Annotated in this window: 25 protein-coding genes; 20 read left to right on the plus strand and 5 right to left on the minus strand. The window is 30.8% G+C overall.

The annotated features are described in order from the left end of the window. Positions 1–55 precede the first annotated feature (55 nt). The gene (locus DTL3_RS00680) at positions 56–4,657 is read left to right on the plus strand and encodes an MG2 domain-containing protein (protein WP_045087084.1); all 4,602 of its coding nucleotides are present in this window, start codon (positions 56–58) and stop codon (positions 4,655–4,657) included. Here DTL3_RS00680 and DTL3_RS00685 read toward each other — a convergent pair. From DTL3_RS00685 to DTL3_RS00705, 5 genes are all read right to left on the minus strand, one after another. Further along, on the minus strand, positions 4,643–5,110 hold the full coding sequence (locus DTL3_RS00685) for a metallophosphoesterase family protein (protein WP_045087085.1): 468 nt from the start codon (positions 5,108–5,110) through the stop codon (positions 4,643–4,645). The genes DTL3_RS00680 and DTL3_RS00685 overlap by 15 nt on opposite strands. Positions 5,111–5,399: 289 nt before the next feature. Next, a complete protein-coding gene (gene mtnA, locus DTL3_RS00690; RefSeq protein ID WP_045087086.1) occupies positions 5,400–6,452 on the minus strand; it encodes an S-methyl-5-thioribose-1-phosphate isomerase in 1,053 nt (350 codons plus the stop codon). A 16-nt stretch (positions 6,453–6,468) separates the two neighbouring features. Beyond that, on the minus strand, positions 6,469–7,281 hold the full coding sequence (locus tag DTL3_RS00695; RefSeq protein ID WP_084217067.1) for a CheR family methyltransferase: 813 nt from the start codon (positions 7,279–7,281) through the stop codon (positions 6,469–6,471). Between the two features lie 19 nt (positions 7,282–7,300). Beyond that, entirely contained in the window at positions 7,301–8,080 is a 780-nt protein-coding gene (locus tag DTL3_RS00700) for a hypothetical protein (protein ID WP_045087088.1), read from the minus strand. 89 nt (positions 8,081–8,169) lie between these two features. Further along, positions 8,170–8,925, minus strand: a complete 756-nt coding sequence (locus DTL3_RS00705; protein WP_045087089.1) for a YebC/PmpR family DNA-binding transcriptional regulator — start codon at positions 8,923–8,925, stop codon at positions 8,170–8,172. Positions 8,926–9,456: 531 nt separating this feature from the next. On the opposite strand from DTL3_RS00705, the gene DTL3_RS00710 reads away from it, so the two are divergent. From DTL3_RS00710 to rplB, 19 genes are all read left to right on the plus strand, one after another. Continuing rightward, complete coding sequence (locus tag DTL3_RS00710; RefSeq protein WP_231854017.1) at positions 9,457–11,466, plus strand: transglycosylase domain-containing protein; 2,010 nt, start codon at positions 9,457–9,459, stop codon at positions 11,464–11,466. A gap of 156 nt (positions 11,467–11,622) precedes the next feature. Beyond that, complete coding sequence (gene rplU / locus DTL3_RS00715; RefSeq protein ID WP_045087091.1) at positions 11,623–11,937, plus strand: 50S ribosomal protein L21; 315 nt, start codon at positions 11,623–11,625, stop codon at positions 11,935–11,937. A gap of 10 nt (positions 11,938–11,947) precedes the next feature. Beyond that, positions 11,948–12,244: a ribosomal-processing cysteine protease Prp gene (locus tag DTL3_RS00720; protein ID WP_045087092.1), complete on the plus strand. Its 297-nt coding sequence runs from the start codon at positions 11,948–11,950 to the stop codon at positions 12,242–12,244. Between the two features lie 3 nt (positions 12,245–12,247). Then, on the plus strand, positions 12,248–12,526 hold the full coding sequence (gene rpmA, locus DTL3_RS00725; protein WP_045087093.1) for a 50S ribosomal protein L27: 279 nt from the start codon (positions 12,248–12,250) through the stop codon (positions 12,524–12,526). 2 nt (positions 12,527–12,528) lie between these two features. Then, a complete protein-coding gene (locus tag DTL3_RS00730) occupies positions 12,529–13,083 on the plus strand; it encodes an ECF transporter S component (RefSeq protein ID WP_045087094.1) in 555 nt (184 codons plus the stop codon). A gap of 13 nt (positions 13,084–13,096) precedes the next feature. After that, positions 13,097–13,552, plus strand: coding sequence for a 50S ribosomal protein L13 (rplM, locus tag DTL3_RS00735; RefSeq protein WP_045087095.1), 456 nt, complete (start codon positions 13,097–13,099; stop codon positions 13,550–13,552). 18 nt (positions 13,553–13,570) lie between these two features. Next, the gene (gene rpsI, locus DTL3_RS00740; protein ID WP_045087096.1) at positions 13,571–13,978 is read left to right on the plus strand and encodes a 30S ribosomal protein S9; all 408 of its coding nucleotides are present in this window, start codon (positions 13,571–13,573) and stop codon (positions 13,976–13,978) included. 79 nt (positions 13,979–14,057) lie between these two features. After that, positions 14,058–15,791, plus strand: a complete 1,734-nt coding sequence (gene dnaG / locus DTL3_RS00745) for a DNA primase (protein WP_052670195.1) — start codon at positions 14,058–14,060, stop codon at positions 15,789–15,791. Positions 15,792–15,899: 108 nt separating this feature from the next. Continuing rightward, positions 15,900–17,156, plus strand: a complete 1,257-nt coding sequence (gene rpoD, locus DTL3_RS00750; protein WP_052670198.1) for an RNA polymerase sigma factor RpoD — start codon at positions 15,900–15,902, stop codon at positions 17,154–17,156. Positions 17,157–17,241: 85 nt separating this feature from the next. Beyond that, positions 17,242–19,221, plus strand: a complete 1,980-nt coding sequence (locus DTL3_RS00755; protein WP_045088508.1) for an ATP-dependent helicase — start codon at positions 17,242–17,244, stop codon at positions 19,219–19,221. A gap of 193 nt (positions 19,222–19,414) precedes the next feature. Continuing rightward, positions 19,415–19,792 (plus strand): 30S ribosomal protein S12, encoded by a 378-nt coding sequence (gene rpsL, locus DTL3_RS00760; protein WP_045088509.1) that lies wholly within the window; start codon positions 19,415–19,417, stop codon positions 19,790–19,792. A 16-nt stretch (positions 19,793–19,808) separates the two neighbouring features. Next, positions 19,809–20,276: a 30S ribosomal protein S7 gene (gene rpsG, locus DTL3_RS00765; RefSeq protein ID WP_045087097.1), complete on the plus strand. Its 468-nt coding sequence runs from the start codon at positions 19,809–19,811 to the stop codon at positions 20,274–20,276. 24 nt (positions 20,277–20,300) lie between these two features. Next, a complete protein-coding gene (fusA, locus tag DTL3_RS00770) occupies positions 20,301–22,388 on the plus strand; it encodes an elongation factor G (RefSeq protein ID WP_045087098.1) in 2,088 nt (695 codons plus the stop codon). 51 nt (positions 22,389–22,439) lie between these two features. Next, positions 22,440–23,639, plus strand: coding sequence for an elongation factor Tu (gene tuf / locus DTL3_RS00775; protein ID WP_045087099.1), 1,200 nt, complete (start codon positions 22,440–22,442; stop codon positions 23,637–23,639). A 65-nt stretch (positions 23,640–23,704) separates the two neighbouring features. Then, complete coding sequence (gene rpsJ, locus DTL3_RS00780; protein ID WP_045088510.1) at positions 23,705–24,013, plus strand: 30S ribosomal protein S10; 309 nt, start codon at positions 23,705–23,707, stop codon at positions 24,011–24,013. 76 nt (positions 24,014–24,089) lie between these two features. Next, on the plus strand, positions 24,090–24,731 hold the full coding sequence (gene rplC / locus DTL3_RS00785) for a 50S ribosomal protein L3 (protein ID WP_045087100.1): 642 nt from the start codon (positions 24,090–24,092) through the stop codon (positions 24,729–24,731). Between the two features lie 16 nt (positions 24,732–24,747). Then, a complete protein-coding gene (gene rplD / locus DTL3_RS00790; protein ID WP_045087101.1) occupies positions 24,748–25,413 on the plus strand; it encodes a 50S ribosomal protein L4 in 666 nt (221 codons plus the stop codon). Beyond that, complete coding sequence (rplW, locus tag DTL3_RS00795; RefSeq protein ID WP_045087102.1) at positions 25,413–25,709, plus strand: 50S ribosomal protein L23; 297 nt, start codon at positions 25,413–25,415, stop codon at positions 25,707–25,709. The genes rplD and rplW overlap by 1 nt, the downstream gene beginning before the upstream one ends. A 14-nt stretch (positions 25,710–25,723) precedes the next feature. Then, positions 25,724–26,548 carry a 50S ribosomal protein L2 gene (rplB, locus tag DTL3_RS00800; protein ID WP_045087103.1) on the plus strand — a complete coding sequence of 275 codons (825 nt, stop codon included), beginning with the start codon at positions 25,724–25,726 and terminating at the stop codon, positions 26,546–26,548. The last annotated feature ends 26 nt before the right edge of the window (positions 26,549–26,574 follow it).

Consider the following 26,574-nt stretch of genomic DNA (forward strand, 5'->3'; position numbering starts at 1 on the left):
TTTGTTTGTTTTAATTTTTCAATATATTTTACTAATTAAAAATGGGGTGGGAAAAATGAGAAGATCTTCATTGCTTTTGTTCCTAATCATTATTTTCTCTCTTTCAGGATTTTCTTTCATATATATCAACGGAAACAACATTATAAAAAAAGGAGAAAAAATACAAATATCTGGTTATGATGAGAAACAGGTGTTATTGACTGTTTACAAAGTTTCATATCCTCTTGATGTAATTTTGTATCAACAATCACTTCCTGAAATTGAAAAATCATATCTATATTCAAAAACCTTAAAAGCTGATAAAGAAGCTAATATTAATAACACTATAGAATTCGAAGAGCTTGGATTATATTACTTAGAATTTCAGAGTATTGATTCTAAAAAAAATTACTATGAAGAAGTATTGGTAACAGAAACAAACTTTATAGCTACTTATGATGGAGATAAATTTTTTATTAAAATATACAACACTAACACACTAGATGATGTTAAAAGCAGAATAATATTGCAAGATACCAACGGTAAAACTGAAATATATAATAATATATCTGAATTGAAAACAAATTTTTCTTCTTTAAAACGTGTAGTAGTAGAAAATGATTCAGGTATTCAATTTCAAAATTTCTATTCAAAAAGCAAGATTTATAAAGATTCCCCTTTACAAATTATTACTGATAGGCCTTTATACAAACCTAATCAAACAATAAATTTTAGGGTGATATCCTACCAACAAGATAACAATAAATATATCTTCAAAAACGACAACATTATTAATGTTAATATCCTAGATCCTTCTGGAAACCAGATTTTATCTCAGACATATAAAACCGATAATTTTGGTGGAGCCAACGGACAATACTATCTCTCAGAATCAGCACCTTTAGGATACTACAGTATTCAACTTACTTCTCAAGATGGTGAATCTTATTACAATGGTTTCTATGTCCAAGATTATGTTAAACCTGAATATTTCGTTGAAATTTCAACCGATGAAGATACATATTATACCAATGACTTAATAAATTTTTCCATCAAATTAACTTACTTAAATGGCAATCCAGTTAAAAATGCAAATATATCTCTCTATGTTTACTACGATAACCTATATGGCTATGAAGGAAGATCTCTTTTATATCAAACTGTAACTTTTACTGATGAAAATGGTATTTTAAATATACCAATTAAGGTACAAGATGGTCATGAAGGGTATTACACGCTGGAAACTATAATAGTTGATGAAAGCCAGCGTCAAATTCAAGAAACCCATCAGGTTAGAATTATGGATGGAAGTTATCTCATAGAACTTGATAATAGATATGTTCAAGCTAAACCTAACGAAACTGTTACTTTCAACGGCACCATTACCGATCGCCAAGGTAGTCTTGCTGAAGGCAACTTGAAAATTGATCTTTACAAACAGGTATGGGATGAGGAAGCCTGGAAAACAATAAACATTTTAGAAAATACTTTTTATATTCCTATAAAAAATGGAATATTATCTTTTGAGTATTCTTTTTCTGAAGAAGCTAGTTATTTTGCTAACCTTTTTTTTGAAGATTCTTCGACTAGTTTTAATGTTTACATTTCTCCTTATGCTAGAACTACACATGCTTATTTTTCGCATTTTGAAATTAAAGATCGTTTAATTCGGTTTTCTATAGACTCAGATATTAATTCAACAGGTTTAATATTTTTGGCAGGAAGAGAGATATATGATTTTGTTGAATACAGTAGTAGTAAAAATGAATATATTTTTGAAATTCCAGATAATTTGCTTGAAAGAAATATTTTCATTCATGCTATTTTATTTAATAAAGAAGGAAAAGAAGTTCTACAAAAATCTATTGATTTAGGAAAGTTAGAAAAATTGTCTTTCTCATATGTAATTAATACTGATAAAGAAACATATGCTCCTAAAGACGATGTGTCCATACAAATTGAGGCTGAAGAAGAAGGTGTTTTTACATTAAGCGTTGTAGATGAAGGTATTTATCTTCTAGTTGAAGACAGAAAAGATATACTAAATGAGTTATACCCAAAATTGTATTACGTCGAACCTCTTATTACTACTGGTACTAGTTACATTTATATACCTAAAAATTTGTATGGTTTAACTCTTGAAGAAAGTGATGTCTTTACTTCTTACAAAGGAAGCGATGAATTAAGTGTTAATACCAGAGAATATTTCCCTGATACAGCCTTGTGGATCCCTTTTATTGAAACAAAAAACAGGAAAGCCGAAATAGTCTTTACTAACCCTGATTCATTGACAACATGGAGAATAACTTCTTATGGATTTACAAAAGACGGTGAAAAAATTAATAAAACTACAACCACTTATAAGAGCAACTTAGACTTTTACGTAAGACCTCTACTTCCAAATTTTGCTGTGATAGGAGACAAAGCTAATTTTTATCTTGTAATTTACAATAACACTGATGAAACTAGAAACATAAAATATAAAATAGATACAGACGAAACAATTAGTATAACCCCTAAAAATGGTGAATTAACACTTTTACCAAATTCTCAAACAACTCTTCGTTTAAACCTCGAAGCCCTAAAAATAGGTGAATCAACAATTACATTCGATTTTGGTCATGATATAGTTAAACTTCCTTTTTCTGTAAAATCAGATGAAATTTGGGAAGACGTTATTAAATTAGTAGATACTACAAATGGGTATACAATAAAAAAAGGAGAGTTTTATCGACCATTTAATTTAGATACTTTAATGATTGATTCTTTAAATTATCTACGAAACTATTCTTATAAGTGTAGTGAGCAAGTAGTTTCTGTTATTGTTCCTCTTCTTACTGCAACAAAAAAAGGATATATAATTGAAGATCTGGATCAAAAGGTCACAGAAACCCTTCAAATTCTTTATAAATACCAGAAAGATGATGGTGGCTGGGGATGGTGGGGAACTAGTGAAGAATCTCATCCGGAAATAAGCGCTTATGTCATGTATGGATTAAAAAAGATTGAGGATGAAGGATATTATGTATCGCAGGCCACTCTTTCAAATGGATTATCTTATCTGAAAAAGCATGTATCATCAGGATTTGTTTACCATGTTTTAAATCTCTATGGAATTGAGTCAGAGTTTACTCCTAAAAATATTTTAGATGAACTTTACTACTCATTTTATCATAGAGAATATCTTGATAATATTATTCCAAAAATAAACGAAAAAGAAGATATAGCCTTCATTGATTTTTTTGATGATAATTATTTTTACTCAATAACTGATGCAAATGCAGTTCTTTTAGATCTTCTTTTACAAGAAAATGAATACTTTTCTACTTCATTGAAAGTGTTCAAGTTCTTGCTTTCAAGTAAAAAAGGATATACCTGGTACTCGACCAAAGAAATTTCAAAAATTCTTGATATTATCTTAAGACATCAAGAATTCTTTTCTGTAGATATGTCAAACTTGAAATATGAAAATAATGATTTTATTATTGCTCAAAACGATATTTTTCTATACAATCAAGGTCTATATGAAATAAATACACAAAATCTTTTAGAACCTTCAACGACAGAAAACGGCATCATTTTAAACAAAATACTTTACAAAAAGAACAACGTACAAGCTGAAAAAGAAGAAAATAGGTATATCATCGATGCCTTTCTTGAAATAGATGAATCACAAATTCCATCTAACATATATTTCAAATCTGAAACGAATATATTAGAAAGAGATAATGAACTTACATGGTACAATGTATACCAAACTCAAATTATTTATCAAGAAAACAATCTTCAAATAAAGTATGATAACAGAACTAATAGACTATATATCAACGAGCTATTTGTGGAAAACCCACGAATGTTAATTAAAAACTCTAAGTTTATTTATATAATAAAAGATGAAAGATTATTTGAATATGAGATTTGTACTAATAATTTCAAGGAATATACTATATTAAATAATACAAGAATTAAATCTATGGCTCTTTTAAATAATAAACCTATCCTGTTAGTAGAAAATATTAATACCAATAAGGATTATTTATACATAGAAGACAAATATGAAAGCCTTTCTATGAACGTTCAAGATATAGATGTATATCAGAACAACATTATATTATTCTCAGATAGAATGTATTTGTGGGATAATTCATCAAAAACAACTAAAAGTCTGTTCCCTATTAGTGGAAATAAACTAATTAATATGTCTCAAAGTAGTGTTGAAATTTTTGGGAATGTTAAGTTTAAGGGAAATTCAAAATATGTGGGGCCTTTAGGCCTCTATAAAATAGATTTTATAAGCAATAACGAAAAATATTTTAAAGAAGGCGATGTTGTAAAAGTTGTAATATCTATGCAATCTGATATTCCTCAATTCTTAGTCACAGAAGATTATCTACCAGGCAATGTTCAAATCCTAGAAAACTATTCAGAAAAAAATATGTCTCAGTCTTCTAAATTTTATTATAGTTGGTATTCTCCATGGAATTATTGGTATAGTGCAAGAGAAATAAGAAAAGATAAAATTGCATTTTTCTCATCTGGTTATAAAAATGGACAATACAGTTATTATATGAGATTATTAAATTCAGGAGAATACAACGTTCTTCCAGCAGTTTCATTTACAATGTATTGGCAAGAAACATATGGAACTAGTGAAAGTATAGTACTAGATGTGAAGTAAGTTGATCTCAAAGTTATTTTCGTCCAAATTAATTTCTCCGTAATATCCGTCACAAAAAGCTCCTGGATTAACAAAAATCGTATTATTTATTAAAAATTTTTCTTGATAGTGAGAATGACCAAAGACAAGAACATCCAAATTTGTGTTAAAAAATTTAATCAGTTTTTCAGCAATAGCATGTCCCGTTTGATGTCCATGTATTAATCCATAAGTTTTTCCATATAATTCTAACATTATTTTTTCTGATAATAGATTTTTAATATAAAAGTCGTCCATGTTACCATGGACGGCTTGTATTATAGGTTTCTGATTATTTAAAAAGTCTAACACTTCAATAGAAGTTATATCACCCGTTAAAAATATTTGATCATATATATCAAAATTGATTGCTCTTAATTCCTCTATAGAACATCGAGTTGGTATATGTAAATCACTTAACAGCAAAATCTTCAATTTATATCCTTCCCTATTAAAATCTTTCTACTCACTTTAAAAATTATGAAACTTATATTCTATGAATGTTTCACGTTTTATTTTTTTAAATACCTCCACAATTCTAATTTTGAACTATTGTTTGTTTCTTTTACTTTTTCATTACTTGTACCGAAGGAGGGAGGCCTCAGCCCTGATACTTTTAAAATTCAAAAACTAATTTTTAAATTTTGATTATTTTTGATATTTATACTATAGGTTGATATGAAAGGTCCTGACAACTAATTCTCATATTTTAGATTTTATCGTTTTATTTAAAAAGTTCAGGGATATTCTTATCATAAGGTTGTCTAACAACACCTTTTTCTGTAATTATCGCAGTAACTAAATCATGCGGTGTTACATCAAAAGCGGGATTATAAACATCGACATCATCTCTTACTAATCTTGTTTTGTGGCAAAATCTTACTTCTTCTTTATTTCTTTCCTCAATAGGTATTAAATCACCGTTTTCTGTCTCAAGGTCTATAGTAGATAAAGGTGCCGCTACATAAAAAGGAATACCATGTTTTTTAGCCAAAACTGCAACAGAGTATGTTCCTATCTTATTTGCAAAATCGCCATTTCTTGCAATTCTATCTGCCCCAACTATTACTGCATTAATCTTCTGTTGCTTCATTACCCATCCTGCCATATTATCAGAAATAAGGGTCGTTCTAATACCACTTTTCATTAGTTCCCATACCGTTAACCTTGCACCTTGAAGATAAGGACGAGTTTCATCAGCATAAACATGTATTCTTTTACCATTTTCAACTGCTGCTCTTATCACACCTAATGCAGTACCGTAATCAACAGTAGCAAGCGCTCCAGCGTTACAATGCGTTAGGACATTATCACCATCTTTTAAAAGCTTTTCTCCATTTCTACCAATTGCTTTATTAATTTCTATATCTTCATAGGCAATCTTCAGAGCCTCTATCTCCAAAATATCTACGATGGCTTTTATATCATTTAAATTAAAATTGTCGTTCATTACCTGTTCCATTCGATTTAATGCCCAAAATAAATTTACAGCGGTTGGGCGCGTTTCAGCTAGTACTTTTTTCACATTTTTCATTTCCTGAAAAAATTTGTTTTTTTCAGTATACTGCTGATTTTGTTTAGCTCCTAACACATAACCAAAAGCAGCGCTTGCTCCAATTGCAGGAGCTCCTCTTACTACCATATCTTTTATTGATTTGGCAACTTCTTGATAGGTTTTACACTCAACATAAATTTCTTCTAAAGGTAAAAATCTTTGGTCTATAAGAATTAAACTGTCACCAGTCCATTCCATAGTCATAGTTTTAATTCTATTCATTATTAAGTTTTCCTCCTTACTTCTTTTCTTTTTTGTAAAAAAATGGTGCAATAGACGAAAAACCTATCTCCTTATAATTAAATATTCTTTCTGTCGATCCCACAAACAATATTCCACCAGGCTTTAAAGACTCATAAAATTTGCTATACAGTTTATCTTTAGCTTCTGTATCAAAATATATAACAACATTTCTGCATATAATTAGATCATAATCTTTATCAAATTTATCTAGAAGAAGATTTACCCTTTTAAAATTAACACTTTGTTTAATTCTTTCGCTAATTTCATATTTATCTTCGTTCAACTTTTTAAAATACTTTGATTTAATATTATCAGGTATATTCACTAAACTTTTGTCAGGATATATTCCTAGTTTTGCTTTTGAAAGTGCATCCTCATCGAAATCTCCAGCATGAATGGTACTAGAATGCAAGACCCCTAAAGTATCTAAAATAATAGCTAATGTATAAGGTTCTTCTCCAGTAGAACAACCTGCACTCCAAGCTTTTAGTTTACCGTTATTTTCCTTAATCATTCCTGGCAAAATATTGTTTTTAAGAAATTCCCATTTATCGGGATTGCGAAAAAACTCTGTAACATTTATTGTTAGCTTATTTAAAAACTCATCCCATTTTGTGGAATCTTTCTTAAGAAGTTCAAAATACTCTTTATAGGAGCCGAGGTTATATTTTTTAAGTAAAATATCGGTTCTTCTCCTCAACCTATGTTGCTTATAACCACGAAGATCTAAATTAAAATGTATCATCAAGTTTTGTAAAAACAGTTCATAATCTTTATCATCAAACGGCGAAATATAATAATCATTCATCTGCATCCCTCTTACTAAATTATTTTATAGTATGTGTATATAAATTAACGTAGAATGTAATTCCGATTCCAAGATTAGAATATGTTAGAAATAACGATTTGTTTATAGGAACTCTAAAATAAAAGTTTTTATCATTTTTATCAAAAAAAACAGAGTTTACAGTAAGCTTTCCACTAGCTGAATTATATTCAAGCCGAAAATCTTTATTTAAAATATAAACCGAATCTAGAGATTTATTATTGAGAGAAAATAGCAAATCGCCGGCATGAAAAAAATATTGTAGTTTGTCTTGAAATCCAAATGATATTCCTAAACCATTGGGGGCTGACAGTGTTATTCCTACTTTTGATTGAGAAAAGTCCATCAAATTATTCCAATAAGAGACCGTTAAAAAATCCTCCCTAAAAATAATTCCAATATCAAGCCCATTAAATGAAATATTAATATAATCATCTAATATCATCATAAATCCGGAATTATTTTCTATCAAAAAGAATGGATCTTTTCTTCCATTTGGATTACGATAAGAAATTTCAAAACCAGGCTGGGATAAATTGAAATAATTTACGATGTCTCCAATATCGCTGATATCGATATAATCATTGGCAAATTCAAAATCGTAATGAACTTTAGCTTCATAAATATCTTTCAACTTTAAATCAAAGATAAACTCGGTTTTTAAAGTGGGTGTAAAATCAGTTAAAATAGATACTTCTCCAGAAGAAGGAAAACAAAAAGAGCAAACAAAAACCACGAACAATGTAAAAATAACCACTATTTTGGAAGAAAGCTTACTCATTATTTTCCCTTCTTTGCAAAAAAGATAAATTATAAATAGAGATAGGGGCCTTACGGTCCCTATTATAATATTCTCTAAAATCTTAGAAATTATAGATTAGCAGCTAAACGCTCCATAACTTCATCATCAATATCGTAATTTCCGTATACATCCTGAACGTCATCCATCTCATCAAGTGCATCCAACAATTTAAGTATCTTTTCTGCGTCTTCATCGGAAACTTTAACTGTAGTTTTTGGCAAGTATGTTAATTGTTCATTAACAGTATATCCTGCTTCTTTTAAAGCATTTCTTACTGAAGTGAGATTTTCTGGCGAGGTTATAATTTCAATAGGATCCGTCTCCTCATCAATATCTTCAGCACCTGCTTCAATAGCTAAAAGCAACAACTCTTCAAGGTCATCTACTTCCTCTTTAGGTACAGTAAGCAACCCTTTTCGCTCGAAATTCCACGCTACTGAACCAGATTCTGCTAAAGTACCTCCATGCTTTGACAAAGTATGACGTATTTCTTGAGCAGTTCTATTTTTATTGTCAGTAACTACAGAGATAAGTAAAGCCACGCCTCCTGGGGCATATGCTTCATACATAATTTCAAAGAGTTCTTCTCCCGAAGACTCTCCGGTACCTTTTTTTATAGCGGCCTCTATTTTATCTTTTGGCATATTAGCAGCCTTTGCATTTTCTATAGCTGTTCTTAGTCTTGGATTCGATTCAGGATCTCCTCCTCCTTCTCTAGCTGCTATAGTAAGTTCTCTTATAAGCTTCGTGAACATTTTAGACCTTTTTGCATCTTGAACAGTCTTTCTAGCTTTGATATTTGCCCATTTATTGTGTCCAGACATAATATTCAACCTCCTAAAATTGTTTAAATATTTAGATAGATTTTTGACAACAGTTCATTAAAATAACCGATATTATATTTAAACTCTATTATGTATATTATTTATCACATACAAAGAATGAGGCACGGCTCACAGCCTCCAAAATCCGCAATTTCATTTTTTACTTATTCTTTTTCAACTATAATAAAATTAAATATAAATTATTCTAACATTTTTTTGTAAGAAATTCAATATACTTTTATATTTATTTACTAAAGTATTTGCTATTTCTCTAATATTTTATCATATCTTAAGGATTTTCAAGAATTATTTAGATTCTTCATTTTATTATGTGATATGATATTATGAAAAAAATTTTTTACAAGAACTGTTTAAGTTATAATCACAAAATAGAATCTTAAAAAACAAATGAGTTAAAGCACAGAAAATATGGAGGTGTAAATCATAAAAAGTTATATACTCGGATTGGCAATAGGTTTATTAGCCTTTTTTATTTTATTTTCTTATGTTAATACTTTTTACAACAATACTATGTCAATCTTTCTTGTTAATTCGGATTACAACACTTATTTATTTAATAATAATCAATTCATTCTGCCAACAAAATATAAATATGTAAAGTTGGAAGATATTCCAACCGAACTAATATATAGTCTTTTATGGTCTGAAGATAGAGAATTCTTTGAACACAATGGAATAAACATTAAAGCTTTAACAAGAGCCGCATTAATAAATATTAGACATTTATCTATTGTTCAAGGTGGTAGCACAATCACTCAGCAACTCTCTAAAACTGTCTACCTAAGTAATGAAAGAAATGTTAAAAGAAAAATAATGGATATGATGTTGGCTTTTTTCTTGGAACGTTCTTACACAAAAGAAGAGATATTAGAAGCATATCTTAATAGTGTATATCTAGGTAATGATATTTCAGGAATAGGAGCAGCTGCTCAAAGATATTTTGGAAAAGATGTCCAAGACCTTTCAACAGAAGAAATTCTGGTACTAGTAGGAATAATAAATGGACCAGAAATTTATAATCCCTATAAATATCCTGATAGGGCAAAATCTCAGGCAGAAATATTATTATATTCTTTGCCAGACAACTTTTTCTCTCTACAAACTAGAGAGGACATAGATAAGAAAATACATGAACTCATCTTTTATCCACAATCTTATAATGAAAGATATTTAAATTTAATATATAGGGTTAAGCAAGAAGAAGAATTAATTGGTTTAAAAGGTGGAGGATATACAATCAAAACTACATACAACAAAAATCTTTTTGACTCAGTAACTTTAGATGAAAATTCATCTGCTATTGTGCTAAATAATAAAACCGGTGAAATACTAAGCTTTTGGGGCGGAGAATATACAGTGTTTTATTCTAATCAACAGATAGGTTCGAGTATAAAACCATTTTACTATATATTAGCGCTTGAAAAAGGATACGACGTAAACACTGTATTACCAGATTATTCTATGAAATTTGGAGATTGGGCACCTCAAAACTATGATAAAACTTATAGAGGTAGTGTAACTTTGAAAGAAGCCCTTGTAAATTCAATAAATATTCCATCTATATATTTAGCAATGCATATAGATATTTCTCCACAACAATCTATAGATACTATTAAAGATTTCCTTTTAAATGAATTAGGCATTCAAGGAGTATATCCAAACGATTTGACTCTCTCATTAGGAACCTTAGAAACAAGTCCTTATGAATTAGCTAAAGCTTATTCGATTTTTCCTAATTATGGAATCATTCCTTCAACTTACACAATTTCTGAGGTATACGACAGAAAAGGTAATTTAATATATAAACGATACCCGCAAATTGAAAGGAAAGTTAAATCCATTTCAAATAAGTCTTACAGTATTATGAATTCTATGCTCAGAGAAGTTGTAACAAACGGAACAGGAAAGAGGGCAAATATTCCTGACTTAGATTTACACGGAAAAACTGGTACCTCTGATACATCTGCATGGTTTGTTGGTTTTACAGGAGGTCATGTTTTTTCAGTATTAGTTGAAGGAGAAGATATATTATCTTCTACTTCAGCTGTTCCAATAAGTAAAGACATTGCCACTTCTTTATTATACCTTAGTTCTTCAAAAGAAGTTCCTGTATACATCTCGTTGGATACAACTGAAAAGAAAGACTCTTTTTTTGATGCACCAATCGAATTTATATCTAAAGGTAAAAATGTCATAGAATTTTTAAACTCAATAAAATATGAATTACCTATCAATGAATTAAAAAGAAAGATAAATGAAGCTATAAATGTGATAGAATATATATACCCTGATATTGTTATTTCAGTTAGAAAATGGGAAGAGGAAAACTTAATTGATTTCTTGGAAGATCCTGTTGCTTTCATACAAAATGGTTTCGATCTAGATACATATTTAAGTGAACTAACAATTAATGAAACTAACATTTCAAAGTTAAAAAAGGCTTATGTTCAGTTACTATACATCTATCCAGATCAAGCACTTATAGTTGAAAAATTTTTAAAAGAGAACGGATTATTTTGATTTTTATAAAAATTTACAATACTTTAATATCTTCAAATAAATTTAATGGTAGAATTACCAAATAGATTTTATGTGTTTATTTTTTATATCAAACTATTTGTATTTTGTAAGCCATCAAATATCTAATATAATATAATAGAATCAGGAGGTGTACCTGTGTACGCTATTGTTGATTTTGCTGGAAAACAGTATAAAGTAGAAAAAGATCAGGTAATATATACAGAAAAGGTCAAAAATGTTGAGCCTGGTAATGATCTTATCCTTGATAAAGTCATCATGATAAAAAAAGATGATGAAGTTAAGACTGGTGCTCCTTATGTGGAAGGAGCGAAGGTAGTAACTGAAGTAGTAGAACATGGTAAAGACAGAAAAATCCACATAATAAAATTCAAAGGAAGAAAAAACTATAGAAGAAAAATGGGTCACAGACAGCAGTATACTGCCCTAAAAGTTAAAGATATTCAAGGGTAACATTATAACAATGATTAAAGTAACTTATCAAAACAAAGATTATCCACAAATAGAAATCAAAGGACATTCTTCTTACTCATTGGCCGGAACTGATATAGTATGTAGTGCTGTAAGCGTTCTCACACAATTTGTGGCAGAAATACTAAAAAATGAAGGATTAGGAGATTACAAAAAAAAAGAAGGTTATCTTTTGATTAAAGTTACAGAAAAAAGTGAAATATCTGACTTGTTGTTTCAATATTTAATTGAAAGTCTTTTAAGTATTTCGAAGGATTACCCTAAAAATCTTAAAGTGGAGGTAAGATAAAAAATGACATTCGATCTTCAATTATTTGCAACTAAAAAACGTGGCGATCAAAACAAAAAGGATAGTAATCCTAAATATTTAGGAATTAAAGCTCATGAGGGTAATAAAATATCTGCAGGTTCTATAATAGTAAGACAGAGAGGTACAAAAATACACCCTGGTGAAAATGTTGGTATGGGCAGAGATTTCACAATATATTCAAAAGTTGATGGATACGTTAAATTTGAAACCAAAAACAACAGAAAATTTGTCAGTGTTTATGAAACTGAAAGAGTGAACTAAGCATGAATAGTAGAAAAGTGGCAGTCGTTGGTATCTTTGGGGCTCTGGCTTTTTTATTAACATTCATAGAATTTCCAATAATCCCTCTGTTACCTTTTCTCAAATTTGACCCTAGTGATTGTATGGTTTTTTTGGTAACTTTAATTTATGGTTTTTTTCCTGGTCTTTTTACATTATTAATCAAAAATTTTTTGTTTATTTTCCGATCAGGCGAGGGTGGACTAATAGGAATTCTAATGAATATATTAGCAGGGACGGTTTTTATTTTCTTCCTAACCACTTTAAGAAAGCTAAAAATTAATGTTTGGGTCAATTACATTATAAGTAGTCTAATTACCGGAGTTGTCGCTTTTCTATTAAATTATTATATTGCTATTCCTATTTTTACAAATCAACCAACGCTTCAATTTGTACAAAACATTGGAATAAGTGTTCAAATATTTTTTTATTTAGTGTTACTTTTTAATTTTATAAAATTTTTTACAAACTCTTTTGTATCGCATTTACTTGTAAAAAAAACTAGAATTGAAAACTTTATTAAAGAAAAGGCAAAGTAAGGAGGTTTTTAAATTGAATTCTAAACTTGTTCAACCATCCTATAGTGCAAAAAAAGGAGAAATTACTAGAGAATGGTATATAGTTGATGCTGAGGGCCAAACCTTGGGAAGATTAGCGTCAAAAGTAGCAAAGATTCTTCAAGGAAAACATAAACCTATTTATACCCCACATATTGATACAGGTGACTTTGTTATTATAATCAATGCCGAAAAAATAAATGTTACTGGTGACAAGGCAAATACCAAAGTATATAGAAATCACAGTGGATATCCAGGTGGTTTAAAAGAAATAAGTTACAAAAGGCTTTTAGAGAAACAGCCAGAACAAATAATTAAATATGCTATAAAAGGAATGATGCCTAAGACAATATTAGGAAAACAAATGTTGAAAAAATTGAAAGTGTATGCTGGTCCTAATCATCCGCATCAAGCTCAAAAACCTAAAGAAATCGATTTAGAAAAAATCTAATAGGAGGTTATTTGAATAATGGCACAACTAGTTGAATATTACGGAACTGGTAAAAGAAAAACTGCTGTTGCTAGGGTATATTTACGACCGGGAAACGGCAAAGTAAAAGTGAATGGAAAGGATTATAACAACTTAGCTGAATATCTAAGAGGTAATGATGTTTGGGTATTACATGCTTTAAAACCTTTAGAAGTAACAGATTTAAATGGCCAATTTGATCTAATAATTAGAGTTAATGGTGGCGGATTAAGCGGTCAAGCTGGTGCTATAAGACTAGGAATAGCAAGAGCTCTACTTCAATATGATGAATCCCTAAGGCCTATCCTCAAGAAAGAGGGTTTATTGACAAGAGATCCAAGAGAAGTAGAAAGAAAGAAATATGGACTCAAAAAAGCGAGAAAAAGCCCACAATTTTCAAAAAGATAATTTCTGTCCATTCTATTATTCCTTTATTTATTAATTTTAATCTAAGAAAATCAGGTTTTTTAAGGGTAAGTGAAGTTTGATGAAAAAAGATTATGATAATATGAGGAAAACAATTGACGAAATTAAAGGTAAAATTGATATTGTTGATTTCGTCAATTCTTATTTGTCTCTCACAAAAAAAGGTAAAAATTACTCTGCATTATGTCCTTTTCATTCAGAGGATACCCCTTCTTTTTATGTTTTTCCTGACACCCAGACTTTTCATTGTTTTGGTTGTGGAACCCATGGGGACGTTATCACCTTTTTGGAAAAGTATGAGCAAATAAGTTTCCTCGATGCATTAAAAAAAATAGCAAGTATAGTTGGAGTCAAGGTTGATCTTAGCGAAAATGAAATACCAGCTGAAATAAAATTAAACGAAGAAGTTTCAAAAATATATACAAATAACCTTTTGAATTTTCCGGATTATCATCCTATATGGCAATATTTAAAAAAACGTGACATAAATAGGAATGTCGCAGAAGAATTCGAATTAGGCTACGCATTGGGGTCTGAAGTAAATAAGGTTATTGAAGAACATTATTTTGAAAAAGATATTGCAATTAAAGCTGGGTTAATAGTGAATGATAAGGATTTTTTTTATAATAGATTAATCATTCCTATTCGTAATAATTCGGGTTTGCTAGTTGGTTTTTCTGGAAGATTGGTAATTGATAGTTCAAATGCTCCCAAATATTTAAATACACCAGAAAATCAATATTTCAAAAAATCAAAAATTCTATATATGTACTATAAAACAAAACGTTTCATTAAAGAAAATGACTTTGCGATAATAGTAGAGGGTTATTTTGATCTCATATCTATGTATAAATTAGGATTTAAAAATATAGTTGCAATATTGGGCTCTTCATTCACTAAAGATCAGGCTGTTGATTTGTTAAAATCTACAAATAAGATTGTTACCATGTTTGACATGGATGATGCTGGCAAAAAAGCGACAATATCAACTATAGATACTCTATATAAAACAGATTTTCAGATAGCTGTTTCAAAATATCCAGCGAAAGATCCTGATGAATTAACTAAAAAACATGACAAACAATATATAGCTGAAATACTGAAAAATTCATATAAATTCCACGAATTTGTAGTTGATTATTATGCCGAAAAGTATGAACTAACAAACGATTTCGCTTTAGAACAATACCTAAAAGATATGTCAAAATGGTATACAAAATTAGAAAAAGCCGGAAGATTAAGCTATATTGAAAGTTTTGTGGAGTGCATTTCAAAAAAGATAGGAAAGGATAAACAATATGTAAAAAAAATATTGGAAGCCAACCGTTCCTATATTGATGATGCCCCTGTAAGCGAAAATTTATCCACTACTGTAGATCCTTTTTATGTAGAAAAAGATATTAAATATGACATTGCAAAATCATATATTTACCTTTGGGTAAAATATCCAGATTACAGAGTTTTGCTTAAAGAAACCTTCAATATAGACGATTTTTCTGAAGGTATTATAAGAGAGTTTATAGAACTTTCTTCAGAAAATGATAGTATTGGTTTTTTGCTTGAAAATTCTTCAAAAGAATTGAGTGATCTAATAGTAGAAGTTTGGAAAATAGATTATTACTTCAATCCTGATAGAATATTAGCTTCACTAAAAGATGGTATTAATTATATAAAAATCAATAGAGAAATAGAAAAATTAACAAAACAACTTCGCGATATTGAAGATCCTTCAGAAAAAACTAAGATTACATCTCAAATTATAGAATTATATAGTAAAGTTAAAACCATAAAATAGCTAAAAATAATGGCTAATTTATACACAAAGTTCTGTAAGACCGTTTTGACTAGACTCTTTAATAATGGAAATAGAATTTTATCAATCAATATGGAGGTAATTTAGCTAATGCAAAAAGTTAAAACGAATTCTCCTTGTACAGACCTAATCCAAGAAATCGAAAACATCGAATTTATAGGCAAAGATCAAATAATCATAAAGAGAAATAAAGATAAATTTATAGATAAATTAGAAAAAGGTATAGATACGTTAATAGAAATTGCAAAAAATAATGGAAATTGTATAACTTATCAAAATATTGATGAATGTATACCTCAAGATTTAGCTGATGTGATAGATAGTGAATTCTTAGAAAAAATATACGAAGAAATAGAATCTAAAGGTATTAAAATACTAGAAAACTCCGAAGAGTTTGATGATTCAGAGGAAGAAACAGTACTAAAAGATGATTACAAAGAAGATTTAGAATACTTATTTGAAGAAACTGAAACTCAGGTTTATGATAATGCTTTTGCTAATGAACCTATAAAAATTTATCTAAGAGAAATTGGTAAGATCAAACTACTAAGCCCTACACGTGAGAGGCAACTAGCTATGAGAGCCAAAAAAGGTGACAAAAATGCTAGAGATGAACTAATAAAAGCGAATTTAAGACTTGTAATAAGTATTGCAAAAAGGTATACAGGTAGAGGATTAAGTTTTATGGATTTAATACAAGAAGGAAACATTGGACTAATGAAAGCTGTAGAAAAGTTTGACTGGAAAAAAGGTTACAAGTTTTCTACTTATGCAACCTGGTGGGTAAGACAAGCAATAACTAGAGCAATAGCTGATCAGGCTAGAACCATAAGAATACCTGTACACTTGGTAGAAACCATCAACAGAATGAACAAAATAATTAGAGAATATCTTCAAGAACATGGTGAATATCCAAGTACAGAGGAATTAGCCAGACTTTTAGATAAACCTATCGAAAAAATGGATGAAATATTACAAGCAACAAAAGAAGTAATTTCTGTAGACGCTCAAATAAATGGTTCAGAAGATGATGAAGCTTACATAGGAGACTTTATAGAAGATACCAGTGCAGATAAACCCGAAGAAATAGCTGCTAGAATGATTTTGAAAGAGGAACTAGAAAAGGTATTAGACACACTTAGACCAAAAGAAGCGGCCGTATTAAAGATGAGATATGGATTAATGGATGGTAATGCAAAAACATTAGAAGAAGTTGGTAACTTTTTTAACGTAACTCGTGAAAGAATTAGACAAATAGAGGTAAAAGCCTTAAGAAAATTGAGGCATCCCAGTAGAAGTTTGCAATTAAAAGAAATTTGCGATATGATAGATGGTAATGTGTTTTAATTTACATTATCTAAAAAAGAGAAAGGAGGGAGTATAGACACATTTTTTCATCTTATAGAAGATGAAAAACAGGTGTTCTACCAAAATGAAAAAAGAAGATTATTTTTATATAGAAAAAGAAATCCCCTCCTTCTTGAAAAAAGCTTTAGATGAGGAACAATTAGAAGCGGTTATAAATTCTAATGGAAGATCCATAATAGTTGCTGGTCCTGGTTCAGGTAAAACAAGGGTAATAACGTACAAAATTGCTTATTTATTATACTTAGGATTAAAACCCGAAAATATTCTACTCGTCACTTTTACACGAGCCGCAGCAAAACAAATGATAGAAAGAGTTAAAAATGTTACTAACAGAGATATGAGTAGCATGCTGGCAGGGACATTTCACCATGTATGCAATACTATTCTGAGAAGATACGCTGCTCTACTTGATTTTAAAAATGATTACAGTATTTTAGATAAAGAAGACTCAAAAGACCTGCTTAGAATAGCAAAAAATGAATATATGAGAGAATCCAGCGATAAATATAAATTTCCTAAAGAAGATGTAATAATGAAAGTTATTAGTTATACATGTAATACTTTGAATTCTCTTAGAGAAACTTTACTAGACATAGCTCCTTACTTATTAGAGTTTGAGAACGATATTGAACAAATTTGGGGTATTTACTCTCAGTTAAAAAAAGACATGAATGTTATGGACTATGACGATCTTTTAGTTAACACACTCATGTTGTTTCATACCCATCCTGATATTCTAAAAAAGGTATCAGAACAGTTTCAATATGTTTTAGTTGATGAATTTCAAGATACTAATAAAATTCAAATTGAATTAATAAAAGCTTTTTCTAGTGTCCATGGAAATTTAATTGTTGTTGGTGATGATTCACAAAGTATTTACTCATTTAGAGGAGCTCATTTCAAAAACATAAAAGATTTCATAGATAAAGAAGGTACAAAGATATTTAAAATACAAACAAACTATAGAAGTACCCCAGAAATAGTTAATTTCATAAATAATATGCTACCTTCAAATTCCGTTCCTAAAACTCTAAAACCAAAAAGAAAAGGATACATAAAACCTTTCGTAATAGAAACTTTTGATGATTTAGAACAAGCTGATGCTGTTGTACAAATTATCAAAAATAAGTTAGAAGAAGGTATCAACTACAAAGACATAGCAATTCTTTATAGATCTCACTCTTTATCAATGGTAATACAGCAAAAATTAGACACAGTAGGTATACCATATAGAATTCTGTCGGGGCTTAGATTTATTGAAACAAGACATATTAAAGATGTTTTAGGATTTCTAAAAGTTCTAAATAATCCTTTAGATAAGATTTCATGGATTAGAATTTTAAAGTTATTTCCAGGGATTGGTACAAAAACTGCTTCAAAGATATATAATGAAATTGAAAAAGGAATAAATTCTGGACAATCAAAAAATATAGAAGAAATATTAACTAAAACACAACTTATAAGATTTACAACCCCTTTTGAACTATTAAAAAAATTGTATATCAACATGGACAAAAATCCAAGTGAAATAATTGATTATATATATAAAGACTATTATGAAGAATACTCTTTACTCACTTTTAGTGATGCAAAATCTAGAAACATGGATATTGAAAGATTTAGTGAAATTGCTAGTCGATATCCTTCTTTATCTTCTTTTTTAGAAGATTTAACCCTAAGTGAAGACATTGGCATTATGAATGTTGAAAAAGAAGAAGAACGTGATACAATTACTTTGACAACTATTCATGGAGCTAAGGGGCTTGAATGGAAGGTAGTAATTCTAATATCGGTAAATCCCGGAGATTTACCGAACGGATTAGCTATTAAAGATAAAAAATTAGATGAAGAAGAAAGACTATTCTATGTTGCTATTACAAGAGCAAAAGATGAACTATATATTTTAAAACAATTATCTGGAACTTCAAATCCATTTATGAAAAACTCTATCTACTTTGTAAATAAAGAATATGATTTCATAGAAAAAATACCAGATGATATTATAAATAGAGTAAGAGTTAACTATAAAAACGATATTTATTGAAATTGTTATATTTAATTAATTTACAATTAAGGTTAAATGTTGTAAAATATCTGTTGGTATTTTTGATAATTTATTTATACGATAATTTTTCTAAAATAATTGAAATAAAAAATTACTTTTTATAGAAGGAGGTGAACTCCGCTATTAAAGCTTTTTTTATTTAGAGGCAACTTTGATAGCGGACCAATATAGAATGCCAACAATTAATCAACTAATAAGGCATGGAAGAACATCAATCAAGAAAAAAACAAAATCACCCGCGCTTAAAGGCAATCCTCAAAAAAGAGGAGTTTGTGTTAGGGTATCAACTATGACCCCAAAAAAACCTAATTCCGCTCTTAGAAAAATAGCGAGGGTTAAGTTATCTAACGGTATAGAAGTGACTTGTTATATTCCTGGAGAAGGACACAATTTACAGGAACATTCCAACGTTTTAGTTAGAGGCGGAAGGGTAAGAGATTTACCTGGAGTTAGATATAAAATAATTAGAGGTACTTTGGATGCTGCAGGAGTACAAGAAAGAAAACAAGGTAGAAGTAAATATGGAACAAAAAAACCAAAGGCTAAGTAAGGAGGTTCTTTACTGAATGAGAAGAAGAAAGGCAGAAAAGAGAGAAGTTTCTCCAGATCCAATTTATGGGGACGTTTTGCTTGCTAAATTTATAAATAGATTAATGTATGATGGAAAAAAATCTTTAGCCCAGAATATTGTTTATTCATCTCTAGAAAGATTAGCCCAAGCAACCAAAGAAGAGCCACTTGAGGCTTTCCATAAAGCTATAAATAATGTAAGGCCTTTGATAGAAGTAAGATCTAGAAGAGTCGGAGGAGCAACTTATCAAGTTCCTTTTGAAGTCGAAGAAAATAGAGCAACCTCTCTAGCTATCAGATGGATTATTACAACCGCTCAATCAAAAAAAGGAAAAAGTATGGTTGATAAATTATCTCAAGAATTAATTGATGCATATAACAATACTGGGGCAGCAGTAAAGAAAAGAGAAGATGTACACAAGATGGCAGAAGCTAACAAAGCATTTGCACATTATAGATGGTAACACAGTTAATTAGGAGGGATTAATTTGAAAGAAAGAACGTTGCCCTTGGAAAAAGTAAGAAATATCGGAATAATTGCTCATATAGATGCGGGAAAAACTACTACTACAGAAAGAATCTTATTTTACACTGGCGCAAAACACAGATTAGGTTCAGTTGATGAAGGCACAACTGAAACCGATTGGATGGAACAAGAAAAAGAAAGAGGTATTACAATTACTTCTGCAGCCACTTCTGCTTTTTGGAAGGGATACAGAATAAATATTATTGATACACCAGGACACGTTGATTTTACAATAGAAGTAGAAAGAGCTCTGTTTGTACTAGACGGAGCAGTGGCTGTTTTTGATGCCCAAGTTGGTGTAGAACCCCAATCCGAAACAGTTTGGCGCCAAGCAGATAGATATGAAGTACCAAGAATTGCTTTCATGAACAAAATGGACAAAATTGGAGCAGACTTTTTTGCTGCCGTACAAACACTCAGAGATAAATTAGGTGCCAAAGCTGTAGCAATTCAAGTTCCTATAGGTGCAGAATCCGATTTTAAAGGTATAATTGACTTGTTGACAATGGAGGCATTTTATTGGACGGATGATAACGGATTAACCATAGAAAGAGCGGAAATCCCTAGCCATTTAAAAGATCTATGTGAAACCAAGAGAGAAGAATTGATTGCTGCAGTTGCAGAAGTAGATGACGAGATAATGGAATTATACATAGAAGAAGAAGATATTCCAATAGAAAAATTAAAGTCTGCTATAAGAAAAGCAACTATACAAAATAAAATTGTTCCAGTATTGTGTGGAAGTTCAGTTAGAAATAAAGGTATTCAACCTTTAATAGATGCTGTAATAGACTACTTACCTTCTCCAATAGATATGCCTCCTGTTAAGGCATTTGATCCAAAAACTGGAGAACATGTAAGAGACATTTATCCTAAAGAAGATGACGTATTCTTGGCTTTAGCTTTTAAAATAATGGTCGATCCTTACATTGGTAAACTCACTTTTGCTAGAGTTTACTCTGGTAAATTAGAAAAAGGAAGTTACGTTGTTAATACTACTAGAAATACAAAAGAAAGAGTTTCAAGACTCGTTTTTTTACACGCAAACAAAAAAGAAGAAGTCGATTATATACGAGCTGGAGACATAGTTGGACTAATCGGATTAAAGAATACAACAACTGGAGATACTTTAGCTTCTGAAGGATGTAATCTCATTCTTGAAAAGTTAGTGTTCCCTGAACCAGTTATTTCTATTTCTATAGAACCTGAAACTAAAGATGATGAAGCAAAGCTAAGTAAAGCTTTAAACGCATTAATCGATGAAGATCCAAGTTTAAAAGTTCATGTAGACAGAGAAACTGGCGAAACAATACTTTCTGGAATGGGTGAACTACATCTAGAAATCATAATCGATAGAATAAAAAGGGAATTTAATGTTAGCGTTAAAGTAGGCCAGCCTAAAGTTGCCTATAAAGAAACTATAAAGTTCTCCTCTGAAGCTGAAGGAAAATATATAAGACAATCAGGTGGGAGAGGACAATATGGACACGTTAAACTTAGAGTTGAACCTTTACCTTTAGATAGTCAAAAGGAATTTGAGTTTGTTGACAAAACTGTTGGAGGAGTAATTCCAAAGGAATATATCCCAGCTATAGAAGCTGGGGTTAAAGAAGCCATGTTAAATGGAGTATTAGCAGGTTACCCAATGGTTAACATTCGAGTAGAAGTTTTTGATGGTTCTTATCATGAAGTTGATTCTTCAGATATGGCTTTTAAGATTGCCGCATCAATGGCATTTAAAGAAGCAGCGAAGAAAGCTAAACCTATTTTACTTGAACCTATTATGAAAGTTGATATAACAACACCTGAAGAGTATTTAGGAGACATAATAGCCGATCTCAATTCAAGAAGAGGTAGAATAGATAGTTTTGAAAATATAGCCAGTACAAACACAAGAATAATTCATGCATATGTACCATTAGCTGAATTATTTGGTTATGCAACTGCCATGAGATCACTCTCACAAGGAAGATCAACTTGTAGCATAAGATTCTCACATTACGAAGAAGTTCCTGAGCAAGTTACTCAAAAAATATTAAGCAGAGAATAAATAATTTTTGAGAGACATATAATATAAAATTTACAAGGAGGAGATTTAAAAATGGCTAAAGAAAAATTTGTAAGGCAAAAACCCCATATGAACATAGGAACTATAGGGCATATTGACCATGGAAAAACTACTCTAACAGCTGCTATAACAAAAGCTTTGTCCTATAAAGGATGGGCAAATTTTGCTCCCTTTGAGGAAATAGATAAAGCACCAGAAGAAAGGGCAAGAGGTATTACTATAAGTGTTTCACACGTTGAATATGAAACCGCGAAGAGACATTATGCTCATATTGACTGTCCTGGACACGCTGACTACATTAAAAATATGATTACCGGTGCTGCACAAATGGACGGTGCAATTCTTGTTGTTGCTGCAACAGACGGTGTTATGCCACAAACCAGAGAACACGTTTTACTTGCAAGACAGGTTAACGTTCCTGCACTTGTTGTATTCATAAACAAAGTCGATATGGTTGACGACGAAGAATTAATAGAATTAGTTGAAATGGAAGTTAGAGACTTATTAAATTCCTACGAATTCCCTGGAGATGAAGTACCTGTTATTAAGGGTTCAGCTTTAAAAGCTCTTGAAGAAGATAGCCCTGATGGTCCTTGGACACAAAAAATATATGAACTTATGGACGCAGTAGATAACTATTTCCCAGAACCTGTAAGGGATGTAGAAAAACCTTTCTTAATGCCTATTGAAGACGTATTTAGCATTACAGGTAGAGGAACAGTTGTTACAGGTAGAATTGAAAGAGGAAAAGTTCATACTGGAGATGAAGTTGAAATAATAGGATTAAGTTATGAAAAAAGGAAGACTGTTGTAACTGGAGTAGAAATGTTCAGAAAAATACTCGATGAAGGTGTCGCTGGAGACAATGTAGGTTGTTTGTTAAGAGGAATTGACAAAGAAGAAGTTAAAAGAGGTCAAGTCTTAGCTGCACCAGGTTCTATTACCCCACACAAAAAATTCAAGGCTGAAGTCTACGTACTAAAGAAAGAAGAAGGTGGACGACACACTCCATTTACCAAAGGATACAGACCACAATTTTATATTAGAACCGCTGATGTTACGGGAACTCTCGTTGAATTTGCTGGTGGTGCAGAAATGGTAATGCCTGGTGACAATATCAATATGACTATCGAATTAATATATCCTGTTGCACTTGAACAAGGTATGAGATTTGCTATACGTGAAGGCGGAAGAACCATAGGTGCTGGAGTTGTAACAGAAATAATTGAATAATTTTAAAATTGGGGAGCTTTGGCTCCCTCTTAATAATGAAAGAAAAAGGAGGTCCTCAATCTTTTATGGCTGATAAATACATAAAAATTAAGCTTAAGGGCTATGATCATAAGCTTCTTGATGAGTCTGCTAAAAAGATAATTGAAGCAGTAAAAGATACTGAAGCAAGAGTTTCAGGCCCTATCCCTTTACCAAACAAAAGAACCTTGTATTCAGTTATCAGATCGCCTCATAAATATTCATATTCAATGGAACAATTTGAAAAAATTATTCATAAAAGGGTTATTTACATATACAACGCTTCATCTGATACTGTTACCAAATTACTTAAAGTAAATATTCCGGCGGGAGTATCAGTTGATATTAAAGCGTAATTATTTAGTGAGCTAATAAATATTTATAATACATTATACTCAATATAGATATAAATCGGGCTCTGGAGGTGTAAAAATGAAAGGTATTTTAGGTAAAAAAATTGGCATGACACGGGTATTCAAAGATGATAAGGCCATCCCGGTTACCATCGTACAAGCAGGACCATGTTTTGTAGTTCAAAAGAAAACTTTAGAAACTGATGGATATAATGCAATTCAAGTTGGCTTTGAAACTATCCCTGAGAGAAAAGTTAATAAGCCATTAAATGGTCATTTTAAAAAAGCCAACGTAAAACCATTTAGATATTTAAAAGAATTTAGAGTTGACAATATCGATGATTACGAAATTGGACAAAAAATAGATGTATCCATTTTTACTGAAGGCGAAAAAATTGATGTTGTTGGCACATCTAAAGGTAAAGGATATTCAGGAGTAATGAAACGATGGAATTTTGGTGGTGGAGAAGTAAGCCATGGTTCCAAATTCCATAGAGGTTTAGGTTCTACAGGAATGAATTCATATCCTGCTAAAGTTTTCAAAGGAAAAAAGATGCCTGGTCAATATGGCAATGCAAGAGTCACAATACAAAATTCCGAAATAGTTTATGTAGATCCTCAAAATAATCTAATAGCAGTTAAAGGTGGAGTTCCTGGAGCGAGGGGCGGACTAGTTATCATAAGAGAAGCAATTAAAGTTAAACGCCCAAAAATGCAGTAAGGAGGTTAAATAAATAATGGCTCAAATAAATGTTTACAATAAAGAGTTTCAAGAAATTGATAAAATAGAGATAAGAGATGACATATTCAATATTGAACCCAATATGGATGTTCTTTACAGATATGTTGATATGCAACTCACAAACAAAAGAGCCGGCACAGCTTCAACAAAAACCAGGGCAGAAGTCCGTGGCGGTGGAAGAAAACCGTGGCCTCAAAAACACACAGGTAGAGCAAGGGCTGGTTCTATTAGATCTCCTATATTTAGACATGGAGGGGTTGCATTTGGACCTAAACCAAAAGAATACCACAAATCCTTAAACAAAAAGATGAAAAAACTAGCTTTAAAATCGGCGTTAAGCGTTAGGTTTAGGGAAAACAACCTGATCATACTAGACGATTTAAAATTTGATAATCCAAAAACCAAAGATATGAAAGAAGTACTTAATAAATTTGGAATTGAAAATAAAAAAGTATTAATTGTGCTTCCATACAAAGAAGAAGGATACAAAAATGTTAAATTATCTGCTAAAAATTTACCTCAAGTAAAGGTCTTAATAGCAGATAATTCTGGGCAAAACAAGAAAAACATTGATGGCTTGAATGTTTTTGATTTAATAAACAACGAAAAAATAGTATTAACGAGAGAAATGGTTAATAAAATCGAGGAGGTGATCGGCTAATGAAAGCAAAAAATCCTCATGATATTGTGATAAAGCCGATCTTAACTGAAAAATCATATAATCTAATGCAAGAAGGAAAATATACATTTGAAGTTGCTAAAGACGCTACTAAACCTGAGATTAAAGATGCAATAGAAACTATTTTCAAAGTTAAAGTACAAAAGGTCTATGTCATGAACGTTAAACCAAAACCAAAAAGATTAGGAAGAAGTGAAGGGTACACTAGAAGCTGGAAAAAAGCTATAGTTAAATTAGCTGAAGGATACGTTATAAAAGAACTAAAAGCAAGCTTGTAAAGAGGTGAAAAATAATGGCGTTAAAAACATATAAACCTGTAACTCCTTCTAGACGATTTATGGTAACTGTTGATAATACAGATTTATCAAAAGTTAAACCTGAAAAGTCCCTTTTAGAACCAATAAAGAAAAATGGTGGAAGGAATTGTTATGGTCGTATCACAGTTAGACATCGCGGTGGAGGACATAAAAGAAAGTATAGAATAATTGATTTCAAACGCGATAAAATAGGAATACCTGCCAAGGTGGCCTCTATTGAGTATGACCCTAATAGAAGCGCTAGAATTGCTTTGTTAGTATATGCAGACGGAGAGAAACGATACATATTGGCTCCTCAAGGTTTAAAGGCTGGAGATACAGTAATGAATGGTCCAGACGCTGAAATAAAAGTAGGAAATGCTATGCCACTACAAAATATACCTTTAGGTACGTTAGTACATAATGTAGAATTTGAGCCTGGTCGAGGAGGAAAAATTGCAAAATCAGCGGGAACGTCTGCCCAACTTATGGCTAAAGAAGGAAAATATGCATTACTAAAGATGCCATCTGGAGAATTAAGAAAGGTCAGATTAACCTGTATGGCTACAATTGGAACAGTTGGAAATGAAGACCATATTAATGAAGTTTTTGGTAAAGCAGGAAAAAATAGTTGGTTAGGTATAAGACCCAAAGTTAGAGGTATGGCTCAAAACCCTGTTGATCATCCAATGGGTGGAGGAGAAGGAAGAAGTAAAGGACATATTCCTACATCTCCTTGGGGATTACCCGCAAAAGGTTACAAGACAAGAAGAGGCAAAAAACAATCTGATAAATTTATTGTAAGAAAGAGAAGTAAGTAGTACATTTTAGAGTTAGGAGGTGCAAA

The organism is Defluviitoga tunisiensis (assembly GCF_000953715.1).
In the GTDB taxonomy this organism is placed as follows: Bacteria; Thermotogota; Thermotogae; order Petrotogales; family Petrotogaceae; genus Defluviitoga; species Defluviitoga tunisiensis.

Excerpts from the sequence above, each read along its gene's own strand:
- rplD (WP_045087101.1), top strand. The coding sequence starts at position 24,748 with ATGGCTCAAATAAATGTTTACAATAAAGAGTTTCAAGAAATTGATAAA.
- DTL3_RS00755 (WP_045088508.1), top strand. The coding sequence starts at position 17,242 with ATGAAAAAAGAAGATTATTTTTATATAGAAAAAGAAATCCCCTCCTTC.
- DTL3_RS00680 (WP_045087084.1), top strand. The coding sequence starts at position 56 with ATGAGAAGATCTTCATTGCTTTTGTTCCTAATCATTATTTTCTCTCTT.
- rpoD (WP_052670198.1), top strand. The coding sequence starts at position 15,900 with ATGCAAAAAGTTAAAACGAATTCTCCTTGTACAGACCTAATCCAAGAA.
- rpsJ (WP_045088510.1), top strand. The coding sequence starts at position 23,705 with ATGGCTGATAAATACATAAAAATTAAGCTTAAGGGCTATGATCATAAG.
- rpsG (WP_045087097.1), top strand. The coding sequence starts at position 19,809 with ATGAGAAGAAGAAAGGCAGAAAAGAGAGAAGTTTCTCCAGATCCAATT.
- DTL3_RS00730 (WP_045087094.1), top strand. The coding sequence starts at position 12,529 with ATGAATAGTAGAAAAGTGGCAGTCGTTGGTATCTTTGGGGCTCTGGCT.
- DTL3_RS00695 (WP_084217067.1), bottom strand. The coding sequence starts at position 7,281 with ATGAATGATTATTATATTTCGCCGTTTGATGATAAAGATTATGAACTG.
- DTL3_RS00720 (WP_045087092.1), top strand. The coding sequence starts at position 11,948 with ATGATTAAAGTAACTTATCAAAACAAAGATTATCCACAAATAGAAATC.
- rplB (WP_045087103.1), top strand. The coding sequence starts at position 25,724 with ATGGCGTTAAAAACATATAAACCTGTAACTCCTTCTAGACGATTTATG.
- DTL3_RS00705 (WP_045087089.1), bottom strand. The coding sequence starts at position 8,925 with ATGTCTGGACACAATAAATGGGCAAATATCAAAGCTAGAAAGACTGTT.
- rpsL (WP_045088509.1), top strand. The coding sequence starts at position 19,415 with ATGCCAACAATTAATCAACTAATAAGGCATGGAAGAACATCAATCAAG.
- rplW (WP_045087102.1), top strand. The coding sequence starts at position 25,413 with ATGAAAGCAAAAAATCCTCATGATATTGTGATAAAGCCGATCTTAACT.
- mtnA (WP_045087086.1), bottom strand. The coding sequence starts at position 6,452 with ATGAATAGAATTAAAACTATGACTATGGAATGGACTGGTGACAGTTTA.
- tuf (WP_045087099.1), top strand. The coding sequence starts at position 22,440 with ATGGCTAAAGAAAAATTTGTAAGGCAAAAACCCCATATGAACATAGGA.
- rpsI (WP_045087096.1), top strand. The coding sequence starts at position 13,571 with ATGGCACAACTAGTTGAATATTACGGAACTGGTAAAAGAAAAACTGCT.
- rplC (WP_045087100.1), top strand. The coding sequence starts at position 24,090 with ATGAAAGGTATTTTAGGTAAAAAAATTGGCATGACACGGGTATTCAAA.
- dnaG (WP_052670195.1), top strand. The coding sequence starts at position 14,058 with ATGAAAAAAGATTATGATAATATGAGGAAAACAATTGACGAAATTAAA.
- DTL3_RS00700 (WP_045087088.1), bottom strand. The coding sequence starts at position 8,080 with ATGAGTAAGCTTTCTTCCAAAATAGTGGTTATTTTTACATTGTTCGTG.
- DTL3_RS00710 (WP_231854017.1), top strand. The coding sequence starts at position 9,457 with ATGTCAATCTTTCTTGTTAATTCGGATTACAACACTTATTTATTTAAT.
- rpmA (WP_045087093.1), top strand. The coding sequence starts at position 12,248 with ATGACATTCGATCTTCAATTATTTGCAACTAAAAAACGTGGCGATCAA.